Origin of the sequence: Salipiger sp. H15, assembly GCF_040409955.1 — a bacterium.
GTDB lineage: Bacteria > Pseudomonadota > Alphaproteobacteria > Rhodobacterales > Rhodobacteraceae > Salipiger.
The window spans coordinates 24874-47627 of sequence record NZ_CP123386.1; the positions used below are offsets into that span (position 1 = coordinate 24874).

At 68.6% G+C, this 22754-nt stretch carries 21 protein-coding genes; 9 read left to right on the forward strand and 12 right to left on the reverse strand.

Annotated features, from left to right (window positions below):
- Positions 1–38 precede the first annotated feature (38 nt).
- The 6 genes from PVT71_RS22665 (at position 39) to PVT71_RS22690 (ending at position 7881) form a co-directional block, all read left to right on the forward strand.
- Positions 39–911, forward strand: a complete 873-nt coding sequence (locus tag PVT71_RS22665) for a sugar ABC transporter permease (protein ID WP_095883539.1) — start codon at positions 39–41, stop codon at positions 909–911.
- Complete coding sequence (locus PVT71_RS22670; RefSeq protein ID WP_353475783.1) at positions 904–1812, forward strand: carbohydrate ABC transporter permease; 909 nt, start codon at positions 904–906, stop codon at positions 1810–1812. Before PVT71_RS22665 ends, PVT71_RS22670 begins: the two co-directional genes overlap by 8 nt.
- Positions 1813–1817: 5 nt before the next feature.
- Complete coding sequence (gene ugpC / locus PVT71_RS22675; protein ID WP_353475784.1) at positions 1818–2915, forward strand: sn-glycerol-3-phosphate ABC transporter ATP-binding protein UgpC; 1098 nt, start codon at positions 1818–1820, stop codon at positions 2913–2915.
- 417 nt (positions 2916–3332) lie between these two features.
- Positions 3333–5036 (forward strand): type I secretion protein, encoded by a 1704-nt coding sequence (locus PVT71_RS22680; protein ID WP_353475785.1) that lies wholly within the window; start codon positions 3333–3335, stop codon positions 5034–5036.
- A 145-nt stretch (positions 5037–5181) separates the two neighbouring features.
- Positions 5182–6465 (forward strand): FAD-binding oxidoreductase, encoded by a 1284-nt coding sequence (locus PVT71_RS22685; RefSeq protein ID WP_353475786.1) that lies wholly within the window; start codon positions 5182–5184, stop codon positions 6463–6465.
- Between the two features lie 492 nt (positions 6466–6957).
- Positions 6958–7881, forward strand: a complete 924-nt coding sequence (locus PVT71_RS22690; protein ID WP_353475787.1) for a 3-hydroxyacyl-CoA dehydrogenase NAD-binding domain-containing protein — start codon at positions 6958–6960, stop codon at positions 7879–7881.
- Between the two features lie 55 nt (positions 7882–7936).
- Here PVT71_RS22690 and PVT71_RS22695 read toward each other — a convergent pair whose 3' ends face one another.
- From PVT71_RS22695 to PVT71_RS22730, 8 genes are all read right to left on the reverse strand, one after another.
- Positions 7937–8845, reverse strand: a complete 909-nt coding sequence (locus PVT71_RS22695) for an SDR family NAD(P)-dependent oxidoreductase (RefSeq protein ID WP_353475788.1) — start codon at positions 8843–8845, stop codon at positions 7937–7939.
- A 25-nt stretch (positions 8846–8870) separates the two neighbouring features.
- A complete protein-coding gene (locus tag PVT71_RS22700) occupies positions 8871–9806 on the reverse strand; it encodes a 3-keto-5-aminohexanoate cleavage protein (protein ID WP_353475789.1) in 936 nt (311 codons plus the stop codon).
- A gap of 24 nt (positions 9807–9830) precedes the next feature.
- On the reverse strand, positions 9831–10619 hold the full coding sequence (locus PVT71_RS22705) for an SDR family oxidoreductase (RefSeq protein ID WP_353475790.1): 789 nt from the start codon (positions 10617–10619) through the stop codon (positions 9831–9833).
- A gap of 42 nt (positions 10620–10661) precedes the next feature.
- Positions 10662–11372: an ABC transporter ATP-binding protein gene (locus PVT71_RS22710; RefSeq protein WP_353475791.1), complete on the reverse strand. Its 711-nt coding sequence runs from the start codon at positions 11370–11372 to the stop codon at positions 10662–10664.
- The gene (locus tag PVT71_RS22715; RefSeq protein WP_353475792.1) at positions 11369–12133 is read right to left on the reverse strand and encodes an ABC transporter ATP-binding protein; all 765 of its coding nucleotides are present in this window, start codon (positions 12131–12133) and stop codon (positions 11369–11371) included. The genes PVT71_RS22710 and PVT71_RS22715 overlap by 4 nt, the downstream gene beginning before the upstream one ends.
- Complete coding sequence (locus PVT71_RS22720; protein WP_353475793.1) at positions 12130–13416, reverse strand: branched-chain amino acid ABC transporter permease; 1287 nt, start codon at positions 13414–13416, stop codon at positions 12130–12132. The genes PVT71_RS22715 and PVT71_RS22720 overlap by 4 nt, the downstream gene beginning before the upstream one ends.
- 1 nt (position 13417) lies before the next feature.
- Positions 13418–14359, reverse strand: coding sequence for a branched-chain amino acid ABC transporter permease (locus PVT71_RS22725; protein WP_353475794.1), 942 nt, complete (start codon positions 14357–14359; stop codon positions 13418–13420).
- A 71-nt stretch (positions 14360–14430) separates the two neighbouring features.
- Positions 14431–15663: a branched-chain amino acid ABC transporter substrate-binding protein gene (locus PVT71_RS22730; RefSeq protein WP_353475795.1), complete on the reverse strand. Its 1233-nt coding sequence runs from the start codon at positions 15661–15663 to the stop codon at positions 14431–14433.
- A gap of 347 nt (positions 15664–16010) precedes the next feature.
- On the opposite strand from PVT71_RS22730, the gene PVT71_RS22735 reads away from it, so the two are divergent.
- A complete protein-coding gene (locus PVT71_RS22735; protein ID WP_353475796.1) occupies positions 16011–16706 on the forward strand; it encodes a GntR family transcriptional regulator in 696 nt (231 codons plus the stop codon).
- 115 nt (positions 16707–16821) lie between these two features.
- Here PVT71_RS22735 and PVT71_RS22740 read toward each other — a convergent pair whose 3' ends face one another.
- The 4 genes from PVT71_RS22740 to PVT71_RS22755 form a co-directional block, all read right to left on the reverse strand.
- Positions 16822–17046, reverse strand: a complete 225-nt coding sequence (locus PVT71_RS22740) for a hypothetical protein (RefSeq protein WP_353475797.1) — start codon at positions 17044–17046, stop codon at positions 16822–16824.
- Positions 17047–17451: 405 nt separating this feature from the next.
- Positions 17452–18819: an amidohydrolase family protein gene (locus PVT71_RS22745; protein WP_353475964.1), complete on the reverse strand. Its 1368-nt coding sequence runs from the start codon at positions 18817–18819 to the stop codon at positions 17452–17454.
- A gap of 167 nt (positions 18820–18986) precedes the next feature.
- Positions 18987–19790 (reverse strand): IclR family transcriptional regulator C-terminal domain-containing protein, encoded by an 804-nt coding sequence (locus PVT71_RS22750; RefSeq protein ID WP_353475798.1) that lies wholly within the window; start codon positions 19788–19790, stop codon positions 18987–18989.
- A 5-nt stretch (positions 19791–19795) separates the two neighbouring features.
- Positions 19796–20659, reverse strand: coding sequence for a dioxygenase (locus PVT71_RS22755; protein ID WP_353475799.1), 864 nt, complete (start codon positions 20657–20659; stop codon positions 19796–19798).
- A 131-nt stretch (positions 20660–20790) separates the two neighbouring features.
- Here PVT71_RS22755 and PVT71_RS22760 point away from each other — a divergent pair, with 131 nt between their 5' ends.
- Positions 20791–21606, forward strand: a complete 816-nt coding sequence (locus PVT71_RS22760) for a citryl-CoA lyase (protein WP_353475800.1) — start codon at positions 20791–20793, stop codon at positions 21604–21606.
- On the forward strand, positions 21606–22751 hold the full coding sequence (locus tag PVT71_RS22765) for a CoA transferase (protein ID WP_353475801.1): 1146 nt from the start codon (positions 21606–21608) through the stop codon (positions 22749–22751). Before PVT71_RS22760 ends, PVT71_RS22765 begins: the two co-directional genes overlap by 1 nt.
- Positions 22752–22754: the final 3 nt, after the last annotated feature.

Sequence of the window (22754 nt, forward strand, 5' to 3'; positions counted from 1 at the left end):
TCTCACCTTCGGGGCGGGCCCGTCATTAGGAGAACACCATGGCCAAATGGTTCGAAACCCATTTGCCGAAGATCGTGCTGGCGCCCAGCTTCATCGCGGTCCTGATCTTCGTCTACGGCTTCATCGGCTGGACCGCCTGGGTGTCGCTCACCCGCTCCAAGCTGATGCCGCGCTACGAGATCGACGGCTTCATCCAGTACGACCGGCTCTTTGCCTCCCCGCGCTGGGACACGGCAATGAACAACCTCTACATCTTCGGGGGCATGTTCATCGTCATCTCGCTGGTGCTGGGGCTGATCCTCGCGATCCTGCTCGACCAGCAGATCCGCGTCGAGGGCGCGATCCGCACGATCTACCTCTACCCCATGGCGCTGTCGATGATCGTCACCGGCACCGCGTGGAAATGGATCCTGAACCCGGGCCTCGGCGTGCAGGCCATGGTGCAGGGCTGGGGGTTCGAGAACTTCAAGTTCGACTGGCTGGTGAACCCGGACATGGCCATCTACACGGTGGTGATGGCGGCGATCTGGCAGAGCTCGGGCTTCGTCATGGCGCTCTTCCTCGCAGGCCTGCGCTCGGTCGATACCGAAATCATCCGCGCGGCGCAGATCGACGGCATCCCGACCTGGCGCGTCTACACCGCGATCATCATCCCCTCGATGGCGCCGATCTTCCTGTCGGCCTTCATCGTGCTGGCGCACCTCGCGATCAAGAGCTTCGACCTCGTGATCGCGCTGACCGGCGGCGGCCCCGGCTATGCCACCGACCTGCCGGCGACCTACATGTACGCGATGGCCTTCTCGCGCGGCGACGTCGGCCAGGCGGCAAGCTCGGCGATGATCATGATGATGGTGATCTTCATCATCGTGGTGCCCTATCTCTACTCCGAACTGAGGGCGAAAAATGACTGATGTCTCCGCAACGCCCGCCGCTGCGGCGGCAGCCCGGTCGCAGGGCGCGGGCATGAAGACCGCGCTGCGCTGGGGGCTCTACGTCATCCTCGGCCTCTTCGCGGTCTACTACCTGATGCCGCTCTTCGTGATGGTCACCACCTCGCTGAAAAGCCTCGAGGAGATCCGCACCGGCGATCTCGTCGCGCTGCCGCGCGAGGTGACCTTCGATGCCTGGGCCAAGGCCTGGTCGGGTGCCTGCACCGGCATCCAGTGCGAGGGCGTGCGCCCCTATTTCTGGAACTCGGTGCTGATCGCGGTGCCGGGCGTGCTGATCTCCACCCTCCTGGGCGCGGTGAACGGCTACGTGATCGCGCAATGGCGCTTCAAGGGTGCCAACATCATCTTCGCGCTGATGCTCTTCGGCTGCTTCATCCCCTTCCAGGTCGTGCTGCTGCCGATGGCGCGCCTGCTCGGCGTGATGGGCATCGCGGGCACGATCCCGGGCCTCGTCTTCGTGCACGTGATCTACGGCATCGGCTTCACCACGCTGTTCTTCCGCAACTACTACGTCACGATCCCGCAGGAGCTGGTGAAGGCGGCCAAGGTCGACGGCGCGGGCTTCCTGCGCATCTTCTGGTCGATCTTCCTGCCGCTCAGCATCCCGATCATCGTGGTCAGCGTGATCTGGCAGTTCACCCAGATCTGGAACGACTTCCTCTTCGGTGTCTCCTTCAGCTCGGCCGGCACCCAGCCGGTGACCGTGGCGCTCAACAACATCGTCAACTCGACGACGGGCGTGAAGGAATACAACGTGGACATGGCCGCCGCGATCATCGCCGCGCTGCCGACGCTCCTCGTCTACGTCGTCGCCGGCAAATACTTCATCCGCGGTCTGACCGCCGGATCCGTCAAAGGATGATCCCCATGGCTCCGATCCTCGATATCCAGCACCTCTACAAGAACTACGGCGCGACCGAGATCCTCAAGGACATCAACGTCTCGATCGAACCGGGCGATTTCCTCGTGCTCGTCGGCCCCTCGGGCTGCGGCAAGTCCACGCTGCTCAACTGCATCGCCGGGCTCGAGCCGATCTCGGGCGGCACGCTCAAGATCGGCGGCGTCGACATGACCCATGTCTCGCCCAAGGACCGCGACATCGCCATGGTGTTCCAGTCCTACGCGCTCTACCCGACGATGAGCGTCGCCAAGAACATCACCTTCGGCATGAAGGTCCGCGGCGTCGATCAGGCGACGCAGGACCGCAAGCTTGCCGAGGTGGCCCGCCAGCTGCAGATCGAGCCGCTGCTGAAGCGCCGTCCCGGCCAGCTCTCGGGCGGCCAGCGGCAGCGCGTGGCGATGGGCCGGGCGCTGGTGCGCGATCCCAAGCTCTTCCTCTTCGACGAGCCGCTGTCGAACCTCGACGCCAAGCTGCGGGTCGAGATGCGCACCGAGATCAAGTCGCTGCACCAGCGGCTCGGCGCGTCGATGGTCTACGTGACCCACGACCAGATCGAGGCGATGACGCTGGCGACCAAGATCGTCGTGATGAAGGGCGGCGTGATCCAGCAGATCGGCACCCCGGCCGAGATCTACAACAAGCCCGCCAACCTCTTCGTCGCGGACTTCATGGGCTCGCCGGCGATGAACCTGATCCCGGCGAAGGCGCGCGCCAACGGCGTCGGCACCAAGCTCGAGATCGCGCGGCCGGGTGCCGAGCCGATCGTGCTCACCGACACCCGCGCGAAGAACCTGCCCGAGGACGTGATCCTCGGCCTGCGCCCCGAGGACATCTCGGAGCCCGGCTACCGCTCGGGCGAGAGCGTGCAGGAAGCGCAGTGCAAGGTCGAGATCGTCGAGCCCGCGGGCGCGGACACCTACGTGATGACCACGCTCGGCGGCAAGCAGATCACCGCGCGGCTTCATGCCGAGACCGCGGCGGCGCCTGGCGCGGCGCATACCTTCGCCTTCGACCTCGGCAAGGTCTCGTACTTCAACCCGGGCACCGGCGAGCGCATCCTCTGAGCGCAGCCCGGCCCGTGCGGCCCCGGCGGTAGACATGGGCGCGGCGACAGGATCCTGTCGCCGCGCCTTTCCATTTGCGGCGCGCTTGGCCGAGACCCGCGCATGGGCCTTGCGGGTTTCGTGATCACGCTTGCGCCACCGGGGTGCGCTGACTACCCTCCGGGGAAGGGCGCAGGTGGGGTATGCGCGCCCGCAGGTCGGTTTCCAAATCCATTTCGATCACCACGTCCGCGCCGCAGATTTCGCGGTGCCCCCGTCTCGACGCCTTGAACGAGTGCCTATCGGCCGCCCCGCCTGCGGGTCTGCCGAGCCGTTCCCGTGCCCGGCCCGCCCGGTTTTCCGCGAGTTCACCCCGGTTCCCCGATCCGCCCCCTGTCCATGCAGGGCGTGCTCCGCGCCATCCACCCGGAGAACGGCATGCCCGAGGCGCTGCCCCTTTCCGTCGCTCCTGCCGGTGCGCCCGCCGAGGCGGCGCTCTTCGGTGGCAACGTGCTGGCGCCGCGCGGAGAGATGACCGGCGACGGCTCCTATGCCGAGGCGATCGAGGCGCTGGGGGTCACCGGGCTGCGCTACCCGGGCGGCTCGCTCACCGAGTATTACTTCGACCTCGGCAACCCCGACGCCGCGACCGCCACCCATGCCGTCACCGGGGCCGAGACCGGCTTCATCCCGATCTCGGAGTTCATGGCCTACGCGGGCGAGGCCGGCCACGCGGTGACCATCGTGCTGCCGACCCGCGACCAGCTTTCGGAGGACATGGACGCGACCGGCAACCGCCTGCCGCAGATCGACGAGGAGGAGCTGCGCGATTTCGTGCATGACCTCGCCTCGGGCGTCTATGGCGAGGCCGAGATCGCGGCGCTGGAGATCGGCAACGAATACTGGGGCTCGGGCGAGATGACGGCGGTGGAATACGGCCGCCTCGCCGCGCAGATGGCCGAGATCGTCGCCGACGAGCTGGCGCTGGTGGCCGAGGTGCAGGGCATCGACACGAGCGAGATCCGCGTGCTGGCGCAGATGGGGCAGAACTACGGGAGCTCGAGCCTCTCGGACGACTACGCGGGCTGGCGGGCCGAGGACATCATCGCCGACCTTTCGGCGAGCTACCCCGGTGCCGGGCTGGGCAGCGGCAACATCCGCGGCAATGGCGAGGTCAACTGGTCCGAGGTGACGAACGCGCTGGTGCGCATGGGCTTCGAGACGGAAGAGCAGCAGGAGGCGCTCGACGGGGTGATCGCGCATGTCTACGCCCGCGGCGAAGAGGACGGCCGCGCCTACGATCTCGACGTGATCCGCAACAGCTGGCTCGAGCAGGAAGGCTTCGGCCATCTCGAGGTGCATGTCACCGAATGGAACCTGAAATCCTCGGAGAACATCGACCCGCACACGGGCTACGGCCTGCTCCAGGCGCAGGAGATGCTCGAGATCGTCGAGGATTTCCTCGAGGCGGGGGTCGATCAGGCGCATGTCTGGCCGCTCATCCAGAACACGCCGAACGCGCTCTCGACGGGCCATGCCTACGGCGGCAGCACCGTGGCGGGAGAGATGTTCGCGATGATGTCGGCGGAGATCCCCGGCAAGACGCTGCTCGATTTCACCCCCGGCGACGGCAGCGGCACCGAGGCGGACCTGCCGGATGTCGAGGTGCATGGCTTCGCCGGGGGCGGCGACCTGCTTTTCTACGTCACCTCGCAAAGCGGCGCGGGCAGCGTGACCGACCTTGACCTGTCGGGACTCGTCACGGGTTTCGGCAGCATGGAGATCACCCGGCTCGGCGTCGCCGCAGGGGCGGACGCGGGGGATGCGCGCGCGGCGCCGGTGCTGGAAAGCCTCGACCCGGAGGAGGTCTACCGGGACGGGCTGCTCGAGGCCGATCTTGCGCCGCACGAGATCCTGCAGGTGGTGATCCGGGACGTGACGCCGAGCGAGGCCTTCGCGCCGCTGCTGGCGACCCTCGAGGGCGAGGAGGCGGAGGACCCGGATCTTCCGGTGCTCGACCCGCCCGAGGACGAGGCGGACGCGGAGATCCCCGATGGTGGGGACGGAGGCGAGGACAGCGGCTGGGGCGCGGTCGCGATGCTGCTGGCGCTGCTGCCGCTGGCCGGGCTTCTGGCGGGCTGATCTGCGCCTGGGTCCGGAGCGGGGTGGCGCGGCAGCACCATGCGCGCCGCGTGTCGCCGCCGTGCAGATCGCGCTGGACGCCGCCCCGCGCGCTGGCCAAGACTTGGCGCGCGGCCGAAGGGGCCGCGACCACCGGATTGCACCCATGGCAGACTTCCCGCGCAGCAACCTCTGGCACGCAAGCGCCGCCGAAAGCGTCTCCGCGCCGCCGCTTGGGGCGGACATCGACGTCGATCTGGCGATCATCGGCGGCGGTTTCACCGGCTGTTCCGCGGCGCTCGAGGCGGCCCGGCTCGGCGCCACGGTGGCGCTGCTCGAGGCGCAGGAGATCGGCCACGGCGGCTCCGGGCGGAACGTCGGGCTGGTCAATGCCGGGCTGTGGCTGCCGCCGGACCAGATTCTCGCGCAGATGGGGCCCGAAGCGGGGCTGCGGCTGATCGAGGCGCTCGGCGCGGCGCCCTCGCGGGTCTTCGGGCTGATCGAGCGCGAGGCGATCTCCTGCGAGGCGGTGCGCAGCGGCACGCTGCACCTTGCCCATGCGCCGCAGGGGGCGGCCGATCTCGCCTCCCGCCACCGGCAGGGCCGGGCGGTGGGTGCGCCGGTCGAGCTTCTCGACGCTGCCGAGACCGCGCGGCGGACCGGCTCGCAGGCCTTCCACGGCGCGCTGCTCGACCCGCGCGCGGGGACGGTGCAGCCGCTCGCCTATTGCCGCGGCCTTGCCCGCGCCGCGGGTGCGGCGGGCGCGCGGCTGCACGCGGGCACGCAGGTGACCGGCGTTGCGCGCTCCGGCAGCGGCTGGGAGATCCGCGCCGGCGGCCACCGTGTCCGGGCAGGGGCGCTGCTGATGGCGACCAATGCCTATCACCAGGGTTTCGCCGATCCCTTCAGCCCGGCCTACGTCGCGGTGCATTACAGCCAGTTCGCCACCGCGCCGCTGCCCGCGGAGGTGCGGGCGCGCCTGCTTCCGGGGGGCGAGGGCTGCTGGGACACGGCGCTGGTCATGTCCTCCTTCCGCACCGACCGGGCGGGGCGGCTGATCCTCGGGGCCATGGGCGACGCCGAGGGGCCCGGCGGGCGCGTGCACGCGGGCTGGGCGCGGCGCAAGCTCGCGCAGGTCTATCCCGAGCTTGCCGACATTCCCTTCGAGCACGCCTGGCAGGGGCGCATCGCGATGACAAGCGACCACGTGCCCAAGCTGGTGCGGGTCGGCCCGTCGGGGCTGGCGGTCTTCGGCTACTCGGGGCGGGGCATCGCGCCGGGCACGGTCTTCGGCACCGCCGCGGCCGAGGCGCTGCTCGAGGGGCGCGAGGACGGGCTGCCGATCGGCCCGATCGACAGCTACGCCGAGCGGTTCAGCCGGATCCGCGGCGGGTATTACGAGCTTGGCGCAACGCTGACCCATGCAATTTCGCCGGGGCTGCTGGGGTAGGATCGCGCCGGCAGGGGGGGAATTGACGGAAGTCCCGCAGGCGCGGGACCGTCGCCCGCCAGGGCTTTCGCGGATTCCACCACTGTGGTCAGAGGCTTGGCGTTGTTTCCGGGCGCGCGGGAGAGCCATGCACAAGGCGCAAGGCGGATCTTCCGATTCGGTAGTGGTTCCGCGCCGCGGCGAATGGCATTAATGGCTCATCGGCGCCACGCAGCGCCGAGGAATTTTCTAGAGGCTCTCCTCCTCCTCCCTGAGCCTCAGAAATCGGCGGCGACCCATCTCCTCCTCCCTAGGGTCGCCGCCACACTTCCTCCCTTCGACGTCCAGCACGCATCAAGCTGCCCCATCACGCGCTCTTGCGACCCGTGCGCCGGATGGCTTCGTGCCCGCCTCGGGACATGCTACCAACATATTGGGAAACCATCAGAATCGGCGTCTTGACCGGGTCTGTCGGGGGACCTGCACCTGTGCGGTCGAAGGAGGGACTTGCGGATGGAGAAGATCGAGACCGTCACCGTCGTCGGCACGGGGATCATCGGGGCAAGCTGGACGTGCCTCTTCCTCGCGCACGGGCTCGACGTGGTGGCCACCGACATCCGCGAGGGGGCCGAGGGCGAGTTGCGGGACGCGGTCGCGCGGGTCTGGCCGACGCTGCCGGACGCGGTGCGCGGCACCGGCAAGCGCGGGTCGCTGCGCTTCGAGCCCGAGCTCGAGGCCGCCTGCGCGGGCACCGGCTTCGTGCAGGAGAATGCGATCGAGCGGCTCGACGCGAAGGTCGAGCTCATGCGCCGCATCGACGCCGCGACCCCGCCCGGCGCGGTGATCGCCTCGAGTTCCTCGGCGATCTCCGTCACCGACATGCAGAGCGCCTGCGCCCATCCCGGGCGCGTGGTGCTGGGGCACCCGTTCAACCCGCCGCATCTCGTGCCGCTGGTCGAACTCGCGGGCGGCGAGCGGACCTCCGAGGAGGCGCTCGACGCGGCCGAGCGCTTCTACACGCGGCTCGGCAAGGTGCCGATCCGTCTGCGGAAGGAGATCTACGGCCACGTCGCCAACCGCCTTCAGGCCGCGATCTTCCGCGAGGCGATCCATCTTCTCGAAAGCGGCGTCGCCTCGGCCGAGGACATCGACCGCGCGGTCACCGAGGGTCCGGGCCTGCGGTGGGCGCTGATGGGGCCGCTGCTGACCTACCGGCTCGCCGGGGGCGAACGCGGTATGGAGGGCTTCTGGCAGATGTTCGCGCCGATGCAGGAGAAGCTCTGGGCGGAACTCGGAGCGCCGGTCCCCGACGCCGATCTGCAGGCGCGGGTCACCGGTGCGGTGGAGGCGTGTTACGCCGACCGGCCGGTGCGGGCGCAGGCCGAGGCGCGGGACAGCCGGTTGCGCGCGATCCTCGCGGTGAAGTCCGGAGGCTGAAGTGGCCGAAATGCTGGGCGGGCGCGGCGCCCATGGACGCCGCGCCTTGGCCGCGTCAGGCGGGAACCCGGCGCGCCTTGTTCGCCGTGGCGGTGAACTTGGTCGCCTGGTCGAAGCCGGTGTCGAGGTGCCGGGCGGTGCGGATGTCCGACATGCGCTCGAAGGCGGCGTGGAAATCCTCGGGGCTGCGCGCCTCGGGCGGCAGGTAGACGCCCTCGGTCTCGACCACGTGGACGATCGAGAAGACCCCGGCGCCGGCACCGATGATGGTCTTCTTCGGGGCAAAATCCGAAGCCATGAAGACCACGGCGGGCGCCACCGCCTCGGGGGTCAGCTGCGCCGCATCCTCGGGCGCGAGCAGCCCGTCGGTCATCCCGGTCATGGCGAGGGGCGACAGCGCGTTGACGTGGATGCCGTAGCGCTCGCCCTCCTGCTGGAGCGTCGTCATCAGGCCGATCATGCCGGCCTTGGCGGCGGCGTAGTTGGCCTGTCCGAAGTTGCCGTAGAGCCCCGAGCAGGAGGTGGTCAGGATGATCCGGCCATATCCCTGCTCGCGCATGATCTCCCAGACCGCGCGGCAGCAGTTCGCCGAGCCGGTGAGGTGGACGGCGAGCACGGTGGCGAAATCGCCCATCTCCATCTTGGCGAAGGAGCGGTCGCGCAGGATGCCGGCGTTGTTGACGAGGATGTCGACGCGGCCCCAGCGCGCCATCACCCGCGCCACCATCGCGGTCACCTCGGCGAAGTTCGACACGTCGGCGGGTTCGGCCACCGCCGCGCCGCCGAGCGCCTCGATCTCGGCGACCACGGCAAGCGCCGCTTCGCCCGGCTGGCCATCGGGGCCCGCCATGTCGTTGATCACCACGCGCGCCCCGGCGCGGGCGAGGGCGAGCGCGTGGCAGCGTCCCAGCCCGGCCCCGGCCCCGGTGACGATCGCCACCCGTCCTTCGAATTCGTTGCTCATGCCCTGCGTCCCCCGCTGGCTGGTCTCAGAAGTTCACCTGGTCGCCGCCCTTGAGCGACAGCATGGCACGCGCCTCGTCGGGCGTCGCGACGTCGAGCCCCAGCCCCTCGAGCACCTTGCGGATCCGGCGGACCTGCGCGGCGTTCGACTGCGCCAGCTGACCCGGCCCGTCCCAGAGCGAGTCCTCGAGCCCGACCCGCACGTTGCCGCCCATCGCGGCGGCCATCGTGGTGATCGGAAGCTGGTGGCGCCCCGCGCCGAGGACCGACCAGACGTAGTCGTCGCCGAACAGCCGGTCCGCCGTGCGCTTCATGTGCGCGACGTCGTCGGGATGCGTGCCGATGCCTCCCAGAATGCCGAAGACCGTCTGGATGAAAAGCGGACCCTGCACAAGGTTCCTGTCGCGGAAGTGCGCGAGCGTGTAGAGGTGGCTGGTGTCGTAACACTCGAACTCGAAGCGCGTGCCGTTGCCCGAGCAGGTCTCGAGGATGCACTCGATGTCCTTGAACGTATTGCGGAACACCACGTCGCGGGTCTTCTCGAGATAGGCCGGTTCCCAGTCATATTTGAACTTGTCGTAGCGGCCGAGCATCGGGAAGAGCGCGAAGTTCATCGAGCCCATGTTGAGCGAGGCGACCTCGGGGGCGAGTCGCGCGGCGGGCTGCAGGCGCTCCTCGACGGTCATCGTCGGGCTGCCGCCGGTCGTGAGGTTGAGCACCGCGTCCGTCGCCTGCCGGATGCGCGGCAGGAACCGCAGGAAGGCCTCGGGGTCCTGCGTCGGCCGCCCGTCCTCGGGGTTTCGGGCGTGCAGGTGCAGGATCGAGGCGCCGGCCTCGGCGGCCCCGATGGCCTGCTTGGCAATCTGGTCGGGGGTCACCGGCAGGTGCGGCGACATGCTGGGGGTATGGATGCCGCCGGTGACGGCGCAGGTGACGATGACCTTGCGGGGGGCCTTTGCCATGGTCCTTCTCCGTTGCTTGCTGGGTCAGATGGTTTCGACGTTGCCGCAGACGCTGATCGCCTGGCCCGAGACGTTCGCCCCGGCCGGCGAGCAGAGGAACAGCGCCATGCCGGCGATGTCCTCGGGCTCGACCATGCGGCGCAGCGAGACATTGGCGAGGTACTGCTCTTCCATCTGCGCGTAGGGGATGCCTTCGGCCGCCGCGCGGTCGGCGATCACCCGTTCGATGCGCGCGCCGCGCACCACGCCCGGCAGGATCGCGTTCACCCGGATGCCCTCGGGGCCCATCTCCTTGGCAAGGCTCTGGGTGAGCCCGACGATGCCCCATTTCGCCGCCGCATAGGGTGTGCGCAGCGCATAGCCGAGCCGGCCCGCGACCGAGGCGATGTTGAGGATCGCGCCGTCACCGCTCGCGCGCAGCAGCGGCACGGCGCGGCGCAGCACGAGGAACTGCCCCAGCAGGTCGACGTCGAGCGTGCGGCGGATGTCCTCGGCCGAGATCTCGTCGATCTTCCCGGTGGGACCGGCGATCCCGGCGTTGTTCACCAGCACGTCGAGCCCGCCGAGCGCGGCACTGGCCGCCTCCATCAGCGCGGCGACCTCGGCCTCGTCCGAGACGTCGGCGCGGCGGGTGACAACGGTGGGGTGCTCCGCGGCGAAGCGCGCCAGCGCCGCCTCGTCGATGTCGCAGATCATCACCCGCGCCCCGGCGTCGAGGAAGCCGCGCGCGATGGCGGCGCCGATGCCCGACGCGCCGGCGGTGACAAGGACCCGGAGGCCGGGTTTCGGATACATCCGTTCGATCATGCTCACTGTCTGTCCAGTCGAATTTGTCTTGGGGAGGGGAGGCGGCCGTCAGGCCACCTCGAGCCAGTTGCGGCGCACGTCGGGCGCGGCGTCGAGCTCTTCGGGGGTGCCGAGGAAGACCAGCTCGCCATGGCCCATGACCATGACCTGCTGCGCGACCTTGAGCGCGATGGTCAGCTTCTGCTCGACCAGCACCACCGCGACGCCGCGACGGCCGATGTCGAAGATCACCTCCATCACCACCTCGACGATGCGCGGGGCGAGTCCCTCGGTCGGCTCGTCGATCAGCAGCACCCGCGGGTTGCCGAGGAGCGAGCGGCAGATGGTCAGCATCTGCTGCTCGCCGCCCGAGAGATACCCGGCGCGGATGCCGCGGCGCTCGCGCAGGCGGGGGAAGTAGTCGTACATCTCCTCGACCGTCCAGCGGTGCGCGCCGGGGGCGCCCTTCTGCACGCCGATGGCGAGGTTCTCCTCGACCGTCAGGTTGGGGAAGACCAGCCGTTCCTCGGGCACGTAGCCGAGCCCCTGCCGGCAGATGTCGAAGGGCCGCTGCCCCGAGAGCGTGCGCCCGTCCAGCGTGACGCTGCCCGCGGTCGGCGGAACCAGCCCCATCATCGCCTTGAGCAGCGTCGAGCGCCCCGAGCCGTTGCGCCCGAGCAGCGAGACGATGGCCGCCTCGGGCACCTCCATGTCGATGCCGTGCAGGATGTGGCTCTTGCCGTAATGGGCGTGCAGCCCCTTGACCTGAAGCAAGCTCATGCGGCCTCCTCGCCGAGATAGGCTTCCTGCACCTCGCGGTTGGCGCTGATGCGCGCGGGCGTGTCGGTCGCGAGGATGCTGCCGTAGACCAGCACCGAGACCCGGTCGCAGAGGCTGAAGACGACGCTCATGTCGTGCTCGACCATCAGCAGGGTCTTGCCCTCGGTCACCGTGCGGATCAGTTCCACCGCCTGCGCCGTCTCCTCGCGCGACATGCCCGCGGTGGGCTCGTCGAGCAGGATGATGTCGGCGCCGGTGGTCAGGGTCATGCCGATCTCGAGCGCGCGCTGCTCGGAATAGGTCAGATCCCCCGCAAGGTCGTCCGCGCGGGACTCGAGCCTGACGCGCGAGAGGATCTCGGCGGTCTCGTCGTTCACCCGGCGCATCGCCGCGATCGGGCGGAAGAGGCCGAAGCGCACCCCGTGCCGCGCCAGCACGCCGATCCGGAGGTTCTCGAACACGCTCATCCGGTGGAAGATGTTGGTGATCTGGAACGACCGCGCGAGGCCCGCCCGGTTGATCAGGTGCGGCGAGAGCCCCCCGATGCTGCGCCCGCCGAGCGCGATCTCGCCCGAGGAGGGCGGGAACATGCCCGAGATCAGGTTGAAGAGCGTCGATTTCCCGGCCCCGTTCGGGCCAATCACCGCGTGGCGCTCGCCCTTCTGGATGTCGAGGTTCAGCCCCTTGAGCACCTCGATCGGCCCGAAGGACTTGGTCACCCCGGCGAGCGTCAGCGCACTTTGTGTGGTGGTCTCGGTCATGCTTCACCTCCCAGCGGCGCGGTTTCGGCCATGGTGTCGCGGGTCCCGTCCTTGCGGGCCCAGAGCGTGTCGATCTCGCGGCGGGCGCGGATCAGCACCGCGATGCCCCCCGCCAGCAGCGCCGCCGGGATGATCCAGGTCAGCACCGAGGCCGGGCTCCATTCGGCGCCGAAGAGCGCGTAGGGCGGCAGGCCGCCCTCGGCCGCGTGGCGCAGCCGGGCGTATTCCTCGCCGAAGAGCACCGAGGCGCTTTCGACCAGGAAGACCACGCCGCCGGCGATCAGCAGTCCGCCCGCCAGCGCCATGAGGTAGGGCCCCGCCAGCCGCGCCCAGTCGAGCTGGTGGCGGTTGCGGATGTGGTGATGCACCACGCCGCCGATGCCGGTGGGGGCGTAGAGCATGATCAGCACGAAGATCAGCCCCTGGTAGAGCAGCCAGGACCGGGTGAGGTCGGAGACGAGGAAGGAGAAGAGCGCGAAGGCGGTCGCCCCGATCACCGGGCCGAAGAACACCGTCGCGCCGCCGACGAAGGTCTGCAGCACCACCTGCGACGACACGATGCTGCCGAAGAGCGAGTAGTTCGCGGTCTCGTTGGAGATCGCCTGCAGCGCGCCCGCGATGCCGGTGAACATCGCCGAGACGGCGAAGATGATCACCTTCGAGGCATGGGCGTTGTAGCCGAGGAAGCGCACGCGCTGCTCGTTGTCGCGCAGCGCCAGCGTCAGCCGGCCGAAGGGGGTGCGGGTGTAGGCCCAGAGCCCGAGGCCGCAGAGCACCACCCAGGCCAGCGTCATGTAGTAGACCTCGAGCATCGAGCCGAAGCTGAAGCCCTGCCAGGGCATGCGCATGGACGACACGCCCGACTCGCCGCCGAAGAGGCCCTCGAGGCGCGGTGCCAGCGAATGGAAGAGCTCGGCGATGGCCAGCGTCACCAGCGCGAAGTAGACGCCCGAGCGCATGCTGGCGAAATAGCCCGCGACGAGGCCGACCAGCAGCCCGGCGGCGGCCCCGGCGAGCGGCAGCAGCGGCGTCGGGAAGGGCAGGCCGTCCTCGACCGCCAGCATCAGGTGCAGCGCGGCGAAGGCGCCGACCCCGAAATAGGCGGCATGGCCGAAGGACAGCAGCCCCGCCTGCCCGATGAGCAGGTTGAAGGCGAGCGCGAAGAGGCTCGCGATGAGCACGTTCACCAGCGCGTTCTGCCAGCCGAGGCCGAGGAAGGGTGGCACGGCGATCAGCAGCACGAGAAGCGCGGCGAGGATCAGGAGTGTACGAAGGTTGGGCATGTCAGTTGCGCTCCCCCATGAGACCCGCGGGACGGACCAGCAGGATGACCAGCATCAGGGCGAAGGGAATGGTGGCGCTGACCGACGACAGCTCGAGCGTCAGCAGCCCGCCGACCGAGCGCGCCCAGTCCCCTAGGCCGAAGAGCCCAAGCAGGTTGGCCAGCGACCAGTCGAGCCCCACCGCGAAGGACGAGAAGAGGCCGATCATCAGCGAGGCAACAAGCGAGCCCTTGAGCGAGCCGAGCCCGCCCACGACGACCACGACGAAGACGATCACCCCGAGCTCGAGCCCCATGTTCGGATTGGTCGGGTAGAAGGCCCCGGCCACCGCCCCGGCCAGCCCGGCCAGCGCCGCGCCGGTGCCGAAGACGAACATGAAGACCAGCGGGATGTTGTGCCCCAGCGCCTCGGCCATGGCGGGCAGGCGCTCGGCGGCGCGCACCACGATGCCGGTGCGGGTGCGGGTCAGCAGCAGCCACAGCGCGGTGAACATGACCACCGCCACGCCGCCGATGAAGAGCCGGTAGAACGGGTAGTCGGTGCCGAAGATGTGGAAGGCCGAGAAGCGCAGCCCGCCGGGCATCTGGTAGTTCACCGGGAAGTCGCCGAAGAACAGCTTGATCAGCTCCTCGATGATCAGCGCGAGGCCGAAGGTCAGCAGGAGCTCGTGCGCGTGGCCGTGGGCGTGCACCCGCGGCAGCAGGAAGCGCTCGACCGCCATGCCGACGAGGCCGACCACGATCGGCGCCACGATCAGCCCGGTCCAGAAGCCGAAGATCGAGGACACCGCGTAGGCGACGTAGGCGCCCAGCATGTAGAAGGAGGCGTGCGCGAAGTTCAGCACGCCCATCATGCCGAAGATGAGCGTGAGGCCGGCCGAGACCATGAACAGCAACAGGCCGTAGGTCACGCCGTTCAGCGTGGAGATGATCGCAAATTCCATTGCACTTCCGATTGGGGCTGAGGGACGGGGCCGGCCGGCGGGGAACGCCGGCCGGTTCTCTCAGGCGGCGCTCACTCGCCCGGGCGCACCATCTTGCAGCTGTCCTGCACCGGGTAGATCGCCGTCTCGCCCGACACGACCTCGACGGTCTCGAAGCCCATGTCGGTGTCGTCCGCCGGGTACTTGGGGTTCTTCACGACCTTGGAGACGACCACCGGACGGATGGTCTGGTGGTCTTCCTTGCGGACCGAGATCGGGCCGACCGGGGTCTCGTAAGTGGTGTTCTCGAGCGCCAGCGCGATCTTGGTCACGTCGATGGCGTCGCCGCCGAAGTCGAGCGTCTCGAGCGCCTGCTGCAGTGCGCCGACGGCAAAGGCGGTGTGGCCCTCGACGAAGGTCGGATAGTGGCCGGTCGCCGCCTTGTAGGCCTCGGCGAACTCGCCGTCGGTGGCGGCGTTGTCGTAGTTGTTGGCGATGTAGTGGCCAAGCGCGGTCTCGCCGGCGTTGGCGATGTTGCCCGGCTGGTCGAGATAGGCGGTGGCGAAGGTCACGTCGAGACCCGCATCCCCCGATGCCTTCATCAGCAGCAGCAGGTCGTTCGACCAGTTGCCGGTGAAGACCGTGTCGGGCGCGGCGGATTTCAGGCGCGCGACGAAGGGCGCGAAGTCCTGGATCTTGTTCACGTCATGCAGCACCTCGTCGACGATCTCGAAATCGCCGCCCGCCGCGGCCGTCTCGACCGCCGCCTGCATGTCCTGGCCCCAGGAGTAGTTCTGGTTGATCGAGTAGACCTTGGTGCCGAGATCCCCGGCCTCCTTCATCGCGCTGACCAGCGCGTTGACCCGCATCGGCGCGGTGGTGGTGAAGCGGAAGTGGTAGAACTGGCACTTGTCGCCGGTCAGCTCCATCGCCTCGCCGCCGAGGTTGATGAACATCACCTCCTTGCCGGGGTTGCGCAGGTTGTGCTTGCGCACGTCCTCGGTGAGCTGGCCCGCGATCGCCGACGAGGCGCCCTGGAAGATGACGTCGACGCCATCGGCCACCGCCTGGCGGAACTTGGTCGCCGCGTCCGGCGCGCCGCCGGCGTTGTCGTACTCGATGACTTCGACCGGCTCGCCGTTGAAGCCGCCGTCCTCGTTGATCCGTGCGACGGCGTAGGAAACCGCGTTGGCGTAGAGCCGGCCGGTCGAGGTCTGGGCGCCCGAGAGGCTCTCGATGATACCGATCTTCAGCGGTTCTGCGTGCAGCGCGGATGCGCCCATGGCCAATGCGGACGTGGCCGCGATCAAGGCAAGACGTTTCAAGCTGGTTCTCCTCCCAGTGTTTTTTGCATGCCGGCGCGCCGAGCCCCTGTTGTCGGGCCGCGCTGCGCTCTCCTCTGGCACGGGCCCATCCTAAGCACAGAATTTCCGCCCGGTAAAGATATTAGATATGTGATCTCATATCCGTTAAATGCGGAGGAGCGCGGGGACCCCGTTGCCTTATCTTGTGACTTGGACATAGAATGACGCCACATCGGCTGCTAAAGGCCCCCATACCGCGGCGCCACGACGGACCGCGCGCTGTCCCCGTGGCAGGCGCGGGATCATCCTTCGACCCAGCCAAGCGAGGCCCAGAGCACGTGAACAGTCTCGATCCCACGAAGCCGCGAATGCGCACGCTGGCCCCTGTCGACGTCACGACGATCCAGGAGCGGGTCTACCAGAGCCTGCGGCTGGGGCTGCTCAAGGGCGAATTCCTTCCGGGTGAGCAGGTCACCATCCGGGGCCTTGCCGATGTGCTCGGCACCAGCCCCATGCCCGTGCGCGAGGCGGTGGCGCGGCTGATCGCCGAGCGGGCGATCGAGCAGTCGGGGCCGCGCACGCTTCGCGTCGCGCCCTATCTCGCCACCGAGCACGAGAATTACATCCGCATCCGCATGCAGCTCGAGGGTTATGCCGCCGAGCGCGCCGCGCGTGCGCCGCGGGATCCCGCGCTGATCGGCGAGCTTCGCCGCCACAACGACGCCATGGCCGAGGCGGTGGAGACGGGGGATTTCGAGGCGGCGCTGGCGGGCAACCAGGCGTTCCACTTCGAGCTCTACCGCGGCGCGGGCTACCCGCAGCTGCTCGACATCATCTCGACGCTCTGGCTGCGCACCGGCCCCATCGTCGCCTCGGCGCGGCGGGACGAGGCGCTCTTCGCGCGGCTCTTCCGGATCGGCGTGCGGATCCACGGCGATGCCATCGACGCGGTGGCGCAGCGCGACGGCGCGGCGGCGCGGTGGGCGGTCAACCTCGACATCCGCTCCTCGCACCTCGCGATCCGGCGCTTCTACAAACAGCACCCCGACGCGCCGGCCAGGTAGGCGCCTTCCGCGTCCCGGAAACGAGTGAGCCCGGGGAGGCGGGGACCTCTCCGGGCTCGGCGGGACTTGGGAAGCGACGGTCGGACCGCCGCTTCCGGTTTCTGGAAGTACCGGATCAGGCGGCCCGGGAATCCGAGTGGGTGTGCGGCGTGATCGCCGACACCATGACGCTGAGCCTCATGACCTCGTAAAAATCGCGGTCACCGAGGATGTCGCGCGGCGAGCGGTTCTCCAACTCGCGCCGCGGAGAGTTCAGAAAAGCCTTTTCGAGATCCGTGGCCCCAAGCTTGAGGCGAACCAACTTCCGCAACGAACGAACCGTATCGAAACTGACAGTCATAAAAATCACCTCCCTTACGCAGGTACCTCCACCGTACCTACGGACCGCTACTTTAGTATGACACGCGCGCGTGTCACGCTGCGTCGCGGCGCCGCAGGCTTAGGTTGAGCGAACCTCTGCCAGATCGGGTTAAAGGTTATATGACGACTGTCTGACGAGTTCCGAAACGGAACGAGAAATCCGGGGCTTGCCGACAAGGGTGCGCGGCACCTTCTCGGCACCGATCTGCCGGGATTTCCCGGCTCGCGGACGAGGGGTCTCGGCCGGACATCGGCATGTGTGCGCGATTGGTCCGAAAGCTTGTCCGATTTCGCCGGGCCGCGCGGGATGTCCCGCGCGACCGTGGCATCTTATGCGCCGGAAACGCCCGCGCCGGGGGTGGGTGATTCCGGGCCACGCGGCGTCTCAGAAGGCGAAGAGGTCCCGCTCGACACCCGCCGCCGCGAAGAGATGGTCGCGGCTCGCCTCGAGCTCGGAACGCAGGCGCGGGATGTCGAAGCCGACCATCTGGCCGCGCCATTTCTTCACCTGCCCGGCGACCAGCACCGTCTCGACGTTCGAGCGTTCCATCAGCGTGACCACCGCGCCTGCTGCGTTGTTGAGCGGCGCGACGTTGAGCGCCTCGGCGTCCAAGAGCACGATGTCGGCGGCCTTGCCCGGGGTGAGGCTGCCGGTCACCGCGTCGAGCTTCAGCCCTCGCGCGCCCTCGATCGTCGCGTGGCGCAGCGCGTCGGCGCATTGCATCAGCGCCGGATGGTTGGCATCGCCCGCCAGCGCCGCCTCGTTGGCGAACATGCGCTGCAGGGTGATGAGGCTGCGCATCTGGGTGAAGGGATCGCTGGTCATCGTGCATTCGACGTCCGAGGACAGCGAGACCGACATGCCGAGGTCCAGCGCCTTCTGGATCGGCGGCGTGCCGTGGCGCATGTGCATCTCGATCGGCACCGCCAGCGAGACATGCGCCCCGGCGTCGGCCGCGGCCTTCCAGGCCATGTCGGACATGCCGGTCATGTGGATGAAGATGTTGTCCTCGCCGAAGGCACCTTCCTGCGCCAGCGCATCGAAGGTTCCCGCCATGCCGAAGGTGCCGACCACGTGCAGGGCGATCTGCAGCCCCAGCTCGCGCCCCAGCGCCCACGAGGTGTCATAGCCCGGCAGGTAGATCTCGCCGCCCATCACCATGGTCAGCAGCTGGTCGCTCGAGGCGAAGTACTGCTCGCGCAGGCGGCGCGCGTCCTGCGGGTACTTGGTGCGGTCGCCATGGCCCTCGAAATAGCCGAAGACCGCGCGCCGCCCGGCATCCGCGAGCCCCTTGATCGCGGCGTCGGAATGCTCGGGGCTGTGGTGGATCTGGCTCACGTCCATCACCGTGGTCACGCCCGCGTCGAGCTGCGCGATCCCGGCGAAGAGCTCGTTGATGTAGACGTCCTCGGGCCGGTAGGCCATCGAGAAGCTCTGCAGGATCGTCTCGTAGTAGTTGGCGCGGTTCTCGGGCCGGCCGTCGTTGATCAGGATGCCATGCGCGAGCTGGCTGCGCAGCGCGGTCTCGAACTGGTGGTGGTGGGTGTCGATGAAGCCGGGCAGGACGATCCTGCCGCGCGCGTCGATCACCGCCGCGTCGGGCGCGTCGATGCGGGCGGCGACCTCGGCGATGGTCCCGCCCTCGATCAGCACGTCGCCGCTGGCGAAATTGCCGACGGCGTCGTCCATCGACAGGATCACCCCGCCGCGGATCAGCACGCGGCGCCCGGCCTCGCCGATCCCGGTGGGCATGGGCTCCGCGACAGGTGCGCCGGACGTGGCCCCGAGGCCCGCGGCGACGGCCGCGCTCCTGTCGGGGGCGCCGGACGCGAGGGCACCGTCCTGCGCATGCAGCGGATGCCGGGCCTGCCCGGTGTCGCATAGTCTGCACATCTCTTTTCTCCTCCAGAAAGGCTGTGTCAGGATTTCAGGACCGATCCGAGGATCGGATAGCGTGCCAGCTGGTGCGAGATGTGGGAGGCGGTGGCCCGCAGTTCCGGCAGGCGCTCCTCGATCAGCTGCTCGGGGGTGACGAGGCCGGTGTAGCCCGAGCTGTTCAGCGCGGCGACGGTCTCGCCCTCGGCGTTGCGGATCGGCACGGCGATGGCGGTGATCCCGTAGTCGAGCTGGTCCACGGTGGTGGCAAAGCCGTTCTCGCGCACCACTTCGATCTCCTCGGCGAGCTTGCCGGCATCGGTGCAGGTGCGCGTGGTCAGCGGCTCGGGCCGCAGCCCCTCGAGCCAGAGCCGGCGCTTCTCGGCGCTGAGCCCGGCGACGAGCACCCGGCCCATCGAGGTGGCGAAGGCGGGATAGCGCGCGCCGACCGTGGCGGTCGCCCGGCGCGCCCGCTGCACCGAGACATGCGCCACGTAGATCACGTCATGGCCGTCGAGCGATCCGACCGAGGAGGCATCGCCGAATTTCTCGATCAGCGCGTAAAGCTCCGGCTGCAGCACCTCGGCTATCCGCGTCGCGCCGTAGAAGGCCGAGCCGAGCGTCAGGATCTTGGGGGTGAGGTGGAACCGCTTGCCGTCCCGTCCGACGAAACCCAGGTGCTCGAGCGTGATCAGGCTGCGGCGCGCGGCGGCGGGCGAGAGGCCCACCGTCTTGGCGACCTCGCTGAGGGTCATCTCGGGGCGCGCGCCGTCGAAGCTGCCAAGGATCGAGAGACCCTTGGCAAGGCTGTCGACGAACTCGGCGGGTTTGTCGGTGGTGTTGGTCAAGTAGATCAGCCTTCCGGTGCGAGGACGAAGTCGAATTCGAACACCGCGTCGGGGGTGACGTCGAGCCGGTAGTCGAACTGGGCCGCCTTGCGGACCGGCTGGACCTTGGCGATCAGCGACTTGCGGACGCCGAAGACGGCGTCGTTGTCGATGTACTCGGTGTTCTCGAAGAAGACTTCGGTGGTGATGTCGGCCATGCCCTCGGCACGGACGATGTAATGCAGGTGCGCGGCGCGCCAGGCGTGGCGGTTGCCGGCGCGCAGCAGCTCGCCGACCGGGCCGTCATAGGGCACGGTATAGGGCTTGGGCAGCACCGTCGTGTAGTAGTAGCGGCCCTCGGAATCGGTGGTGAACTTGCCGCGCAGGTCCATCTTGTCCTGTCCGTGCTCCTGCTCCTGGATCGGATAGGTGCCGGTACCATCTGCCTGCCAGGTGTCAACGATCGCGCCGGGCAGGGGGTTGTGCAGCGTGTCGGTCACCTTGCCATGGACCAGCACGATCGCGCCCTCGCGCCCCTCGGATAGGTCGGCGCCCAGCTTCTTCTCGGGCGCGTTGTCGAGGTAGAAGGGCCCGAGGTTCGAGCCCTCGGTGGCGCCGCCGCGGGTGTTGATCATGTCGACCAGCGCCGAGAAGCCCAGCACGTCCGAAAGCAGGATGAACTCGTGCCGCTCGGGGGTCGAGATCTTCCCGCAGTCGTAGAGGAACATCAGCACGCGCATCCACTCGGCATGGGTCAGGCTGTGTTCGCGGGTGAAGTCGTGCAGGTGCTCGATGAGCCCGTGCAGGAGCTGTTCGAAGCGGCTGCCGGGCTCGGTGGCAAAGCTCGCCTTCACGGCGTCGGTGATCTTGTACTGGTTCATTTCGCGCATTGCGCCCTCCCTTTCCTGTCATTGCGGCACGAGATGCTCCCCCGCAACAATCGTACTTGACGCGACCGTAATCCGGCCTCTACTCTTTCGGCAAGAGGAAAAAATTTCGCAATGCGAAAAAAGGATACGGAATGCGCATCGGGAAGCAGGACCAGACCTACACGGCCATCGCCACGTCCGATGCCGAGAGCATCACCGTGCGCGGGCAGGATCTGTGCAGCGAGTTGATCGGCAAGATCGACTTCACCGATTACTTCTGGATGCTGGTGCTGGGCGAGCGGCCGAGCGCCACGCAGCGGCGCATGATGGATGCCTGCCTCGTCGCGATCGCCGAACACGGTCTGGTGCCCTCGGTGCAGGCGGCGCGGATGACGCTCGCGGCCGGTCCCGATGCATGGCAGGGCGCGATGGCGGCGGGGCTTCTCGGCATGGGCAGCGTCGTCGCCGGCTCCTCGGAAGTGGCGGCGCAGTTCCTTCAGTCCGTTCTCGACAAGGCCGAGGAGGGCGGTACCGACCTCGAGACCGCGGCCATCGCCTGCCTCGAGGCGGTGAAGGCCGCCGGGCAGAAGGCGCCGGGCCTTGGCCATCCGCAGCACAGCTCGGGCGATCCGCGGGCGAACGTGCTGCTGGCGCTGTCCGACGAGATCGGCAATTCCGGCCGATACGTCGAGGCGCTGCGCCTGCTTGGCAAACACGCCTCGCGCATCATCGGGCGGCCGCTGCCGATCAATGTCTCGGGCGCGATCCCGGCGACCATCCTCGACGCCGGCTTCCCGCTGCAGGCGATCAAGGCCGTGCCGCTGCTGGCGCGCACGGCCGGGCTCTCGGCGCATCTCTACGAGGAAAGCCTGCGCTCGATCGGCTTCATCATGTCGAACGTCGCCGACCAGGCGATCACCTACGACGGTCCCGTCTCGGCGCGGAACCGGGCGAAGGGAGGCGCGTGATGGTCAAGATCCTCAAGGGTGTCCGGGTCGTCGAGCTAGGGACCTACATCACCGGCCCGGCCTGCGGCATGCATCTCGCGGACCTTGGCGCGGACGTGATCAAGGTCGAGCGTCCCGGCACCGGCGATCCCTTCCGGGCCTTCAAGGGCGGGCTCTACTCGCCGCATTACCAGACCTACAACCGCAACAAGCGCTCCATCGCACTCGACACGCGGGACAAGGCCGACCTCGAGGTCTTCCACGACCTGATCGCCGGGGCCGACGTCTTCATCCAGAACTTCCGCCCGGGCGTCGCCGAGAAGCTGGGCGCGGGCGAGGATGCGCTGCGCGCGATCAACCCCAAACTCATCTACTGCGCGATCTCGGGGCTTGGCGCGACCGGGCCCGCCCGCGACCGACCGGTCTTCGACTCCGTCGCGCAGGCGGCCAGCGGCTACCTGCGCCTGCTCACCCCGCCCGAGAACCCGCGGGTGATCGGCCCGGCCATCGCCGACGCGGTCACCGGGCAATATGCCGCCATGGCCTGCATCGCGGCGCTCTTCGAGCGCGAGCGCGGCGGCAGGGGGCGGCGCATCGACATCTCGATGCTCGAGGCGATGTGCCACTTCAACCTCGACAGCTTCACCCACTATTTCTCGGTCGGCGAGGTGATGGGCCCGCTCTCGCGCCCCACCGTGTCGCAGAGCTACACGTTCAGATGCGCCGACGGGAAGTGGATCGCCTTCCACCTCTCGAGCCCCGAGAAGTTCTGGGAGGGGCTGCTGGCCGCCACCGGGCAGCAAAGCCTCATGGAGGATCCGCGCTTCAACGAGCGGCTGCAGCGCATCCAGCACCAGGACGAGCTCATCGCCCATTTCACGCCGGTCTTCGCCGGAAAGCCGCGCGACGCATGGTGCGCGCTGCTGGAGGAGAACGAGGTGCCCTATTCGCCGGCCTACGAAAGTTTCGAGGCGCTGGAGGACCCGCAGGCGCAGCACCTCGGCATCAAGGTGAGCGTCCCGAGCACCGAGATCGGCACCTTCACCACCGTCCGCGCCCCCTACAGTTTCGACGGGATGGCCGAGACGGACCTGCTGGCACCGCCGGCACTCGACGAGCATGGCGCGGAGATCCGCGAGGAACTCCGCAAACGCAAGGCCGGCTAGACC

What these genes read in the sequence shown, in the direction of transcription:
- PVT71_RS22725 (WP_353475794.1), bottom strand. Translation starts at nt 14,359, where the DNA reads ATGGAATTTGCGATCATCTCCACGCTGAACGGCGTGACCTACGGCCTG.
- PVT71_RS22735 (WP_353475796.1), top strand. Translation starts at nt 16,011, where the DNA reads ATGCGCACGCTGGCCCCTGTCGACGTCACGACGATCCAGGAGCGGGTC.
- PVT71_RS22755 (WP_353475799.1), bottom strand. Translation starts at nt 20,659, where the DNA reads ATGCGCGAAATGAACCAGTACAAGATCACCGACGCCGTGAAGGCGAGC.
- ugpC (WP_353475784.1), top strand. Translation starts at nt 1,818, where the DNA reads ATGGCTCCGATCCTCGATATCCAGCACCTCTACAAGAACTACGGCGCG.
- PVT71_RS22695 (WP_353475788.1), bottom strand. Translation starts at nt 8,845, where the DNA reads ATGAGCAACGAATTCGAAGGACGGGTGGCGATCGTCACCGGGGCCGGG.
- PVT71_RS22665 (WP_095883539.1), top strand. Translation starts at nt 39, where the DNA reads ATGGCCAAATGGTTCGAAACCCATTTGCCGAAGATCGTGCTGGCGCCC.
- PVT71_RS22670 (WP_353475783.1), top strand. Translation starts at nt 904, where the DNA reads ATGACTGATGTCTCCGCAACGCCCGCCGCTGCGGCGGCAGCCCGGTCG.
- PVT71_RS22765 (WP_353475801.1), top strand. Translation starts at nt 21,606, where the DNA reads ATGGTCAAGATCCTCAAGGGTGTCCGGGTCGTCGAGCTAGGGACCTAC.
- PVT71_RS22690 (WP_353475787.1), top strand. Translation starts at nt 6,958, where the DNA reads ATGGAGAAGATCGAGACCGTCACCGTCGTCGGCACGGGGATCATCGGG.
- PVT71_RS22745 (WP_353475964.1), bottom strand. Translation starts at nt 18,819, where the DNA reads ATGCCCACCGGGATCGGCGAGGCCGGGCGCCGCGTGCTGATCCGCGGC.
- PVT71_RS22680 (WP_353475785.1), top strand. Translation starts at nt 3,333, where the DNA reads ATGCCCGAGGCGCTGCCCCTTTCCGTCGCTCCTGCCGGTGCGCCCGCC.
- PVT71_RS22710 (WP_353475791.1), bottom strand. Translation starts at nt 11,372, where the DNA reads ATGAGCTTGCTTCAGGTCAAGGGGCTGCACGCCCATTACGGCAAGAGC.
- PVT71_RS22685 (WP_353475786.1), top strand. Translation starts at nt 5,182, where the DNA reads ATGGCAGACTTCCCGCGCAGCAACCTCTGGCACGCAAGCGCCGCCGAA.
- PVT71_RS22740 (WP_353475797.1), bottom strand. Translation starts at nt 17,046, where the DNA reads ATGACTGTCAGTTTCGATACGGTTCGTTCGTTGCGGAAGTTGGTTCGC.
- PVT71_RS22700 (WP_353475789.1), bottom strand. Translation starts at nt 9,806, where the DNA reads ATGGCAAAGGCCCCCCGCAAGGTCATCGTCACCTGCGCCGTCACCGGC.
- PVT71_RS22715 (WP_353475792.1), bottom strand. Translation starts at nt 12,133, where the DNA reads ATGACCGAGACCACCACACAAAGTGCGCTGACGCTCGCCGGGGTGACC.
- PVT71_RS22720 (WP_353475793.1), bottom strand. Translation starts at nt 13,416, where the DNA reads ATGCCCAACCTTCGTACACTCCTGATCCTCGCCGCGCTTCTCGTGCTG.
- PVT71_RS22760 (WP_353475800.1), top strand. Translation starts at nt 20,791, where the DNA reads ATGCGCATCGGGAAGCAGGACCAGACCTACACGGCCATCGCCACGTCC.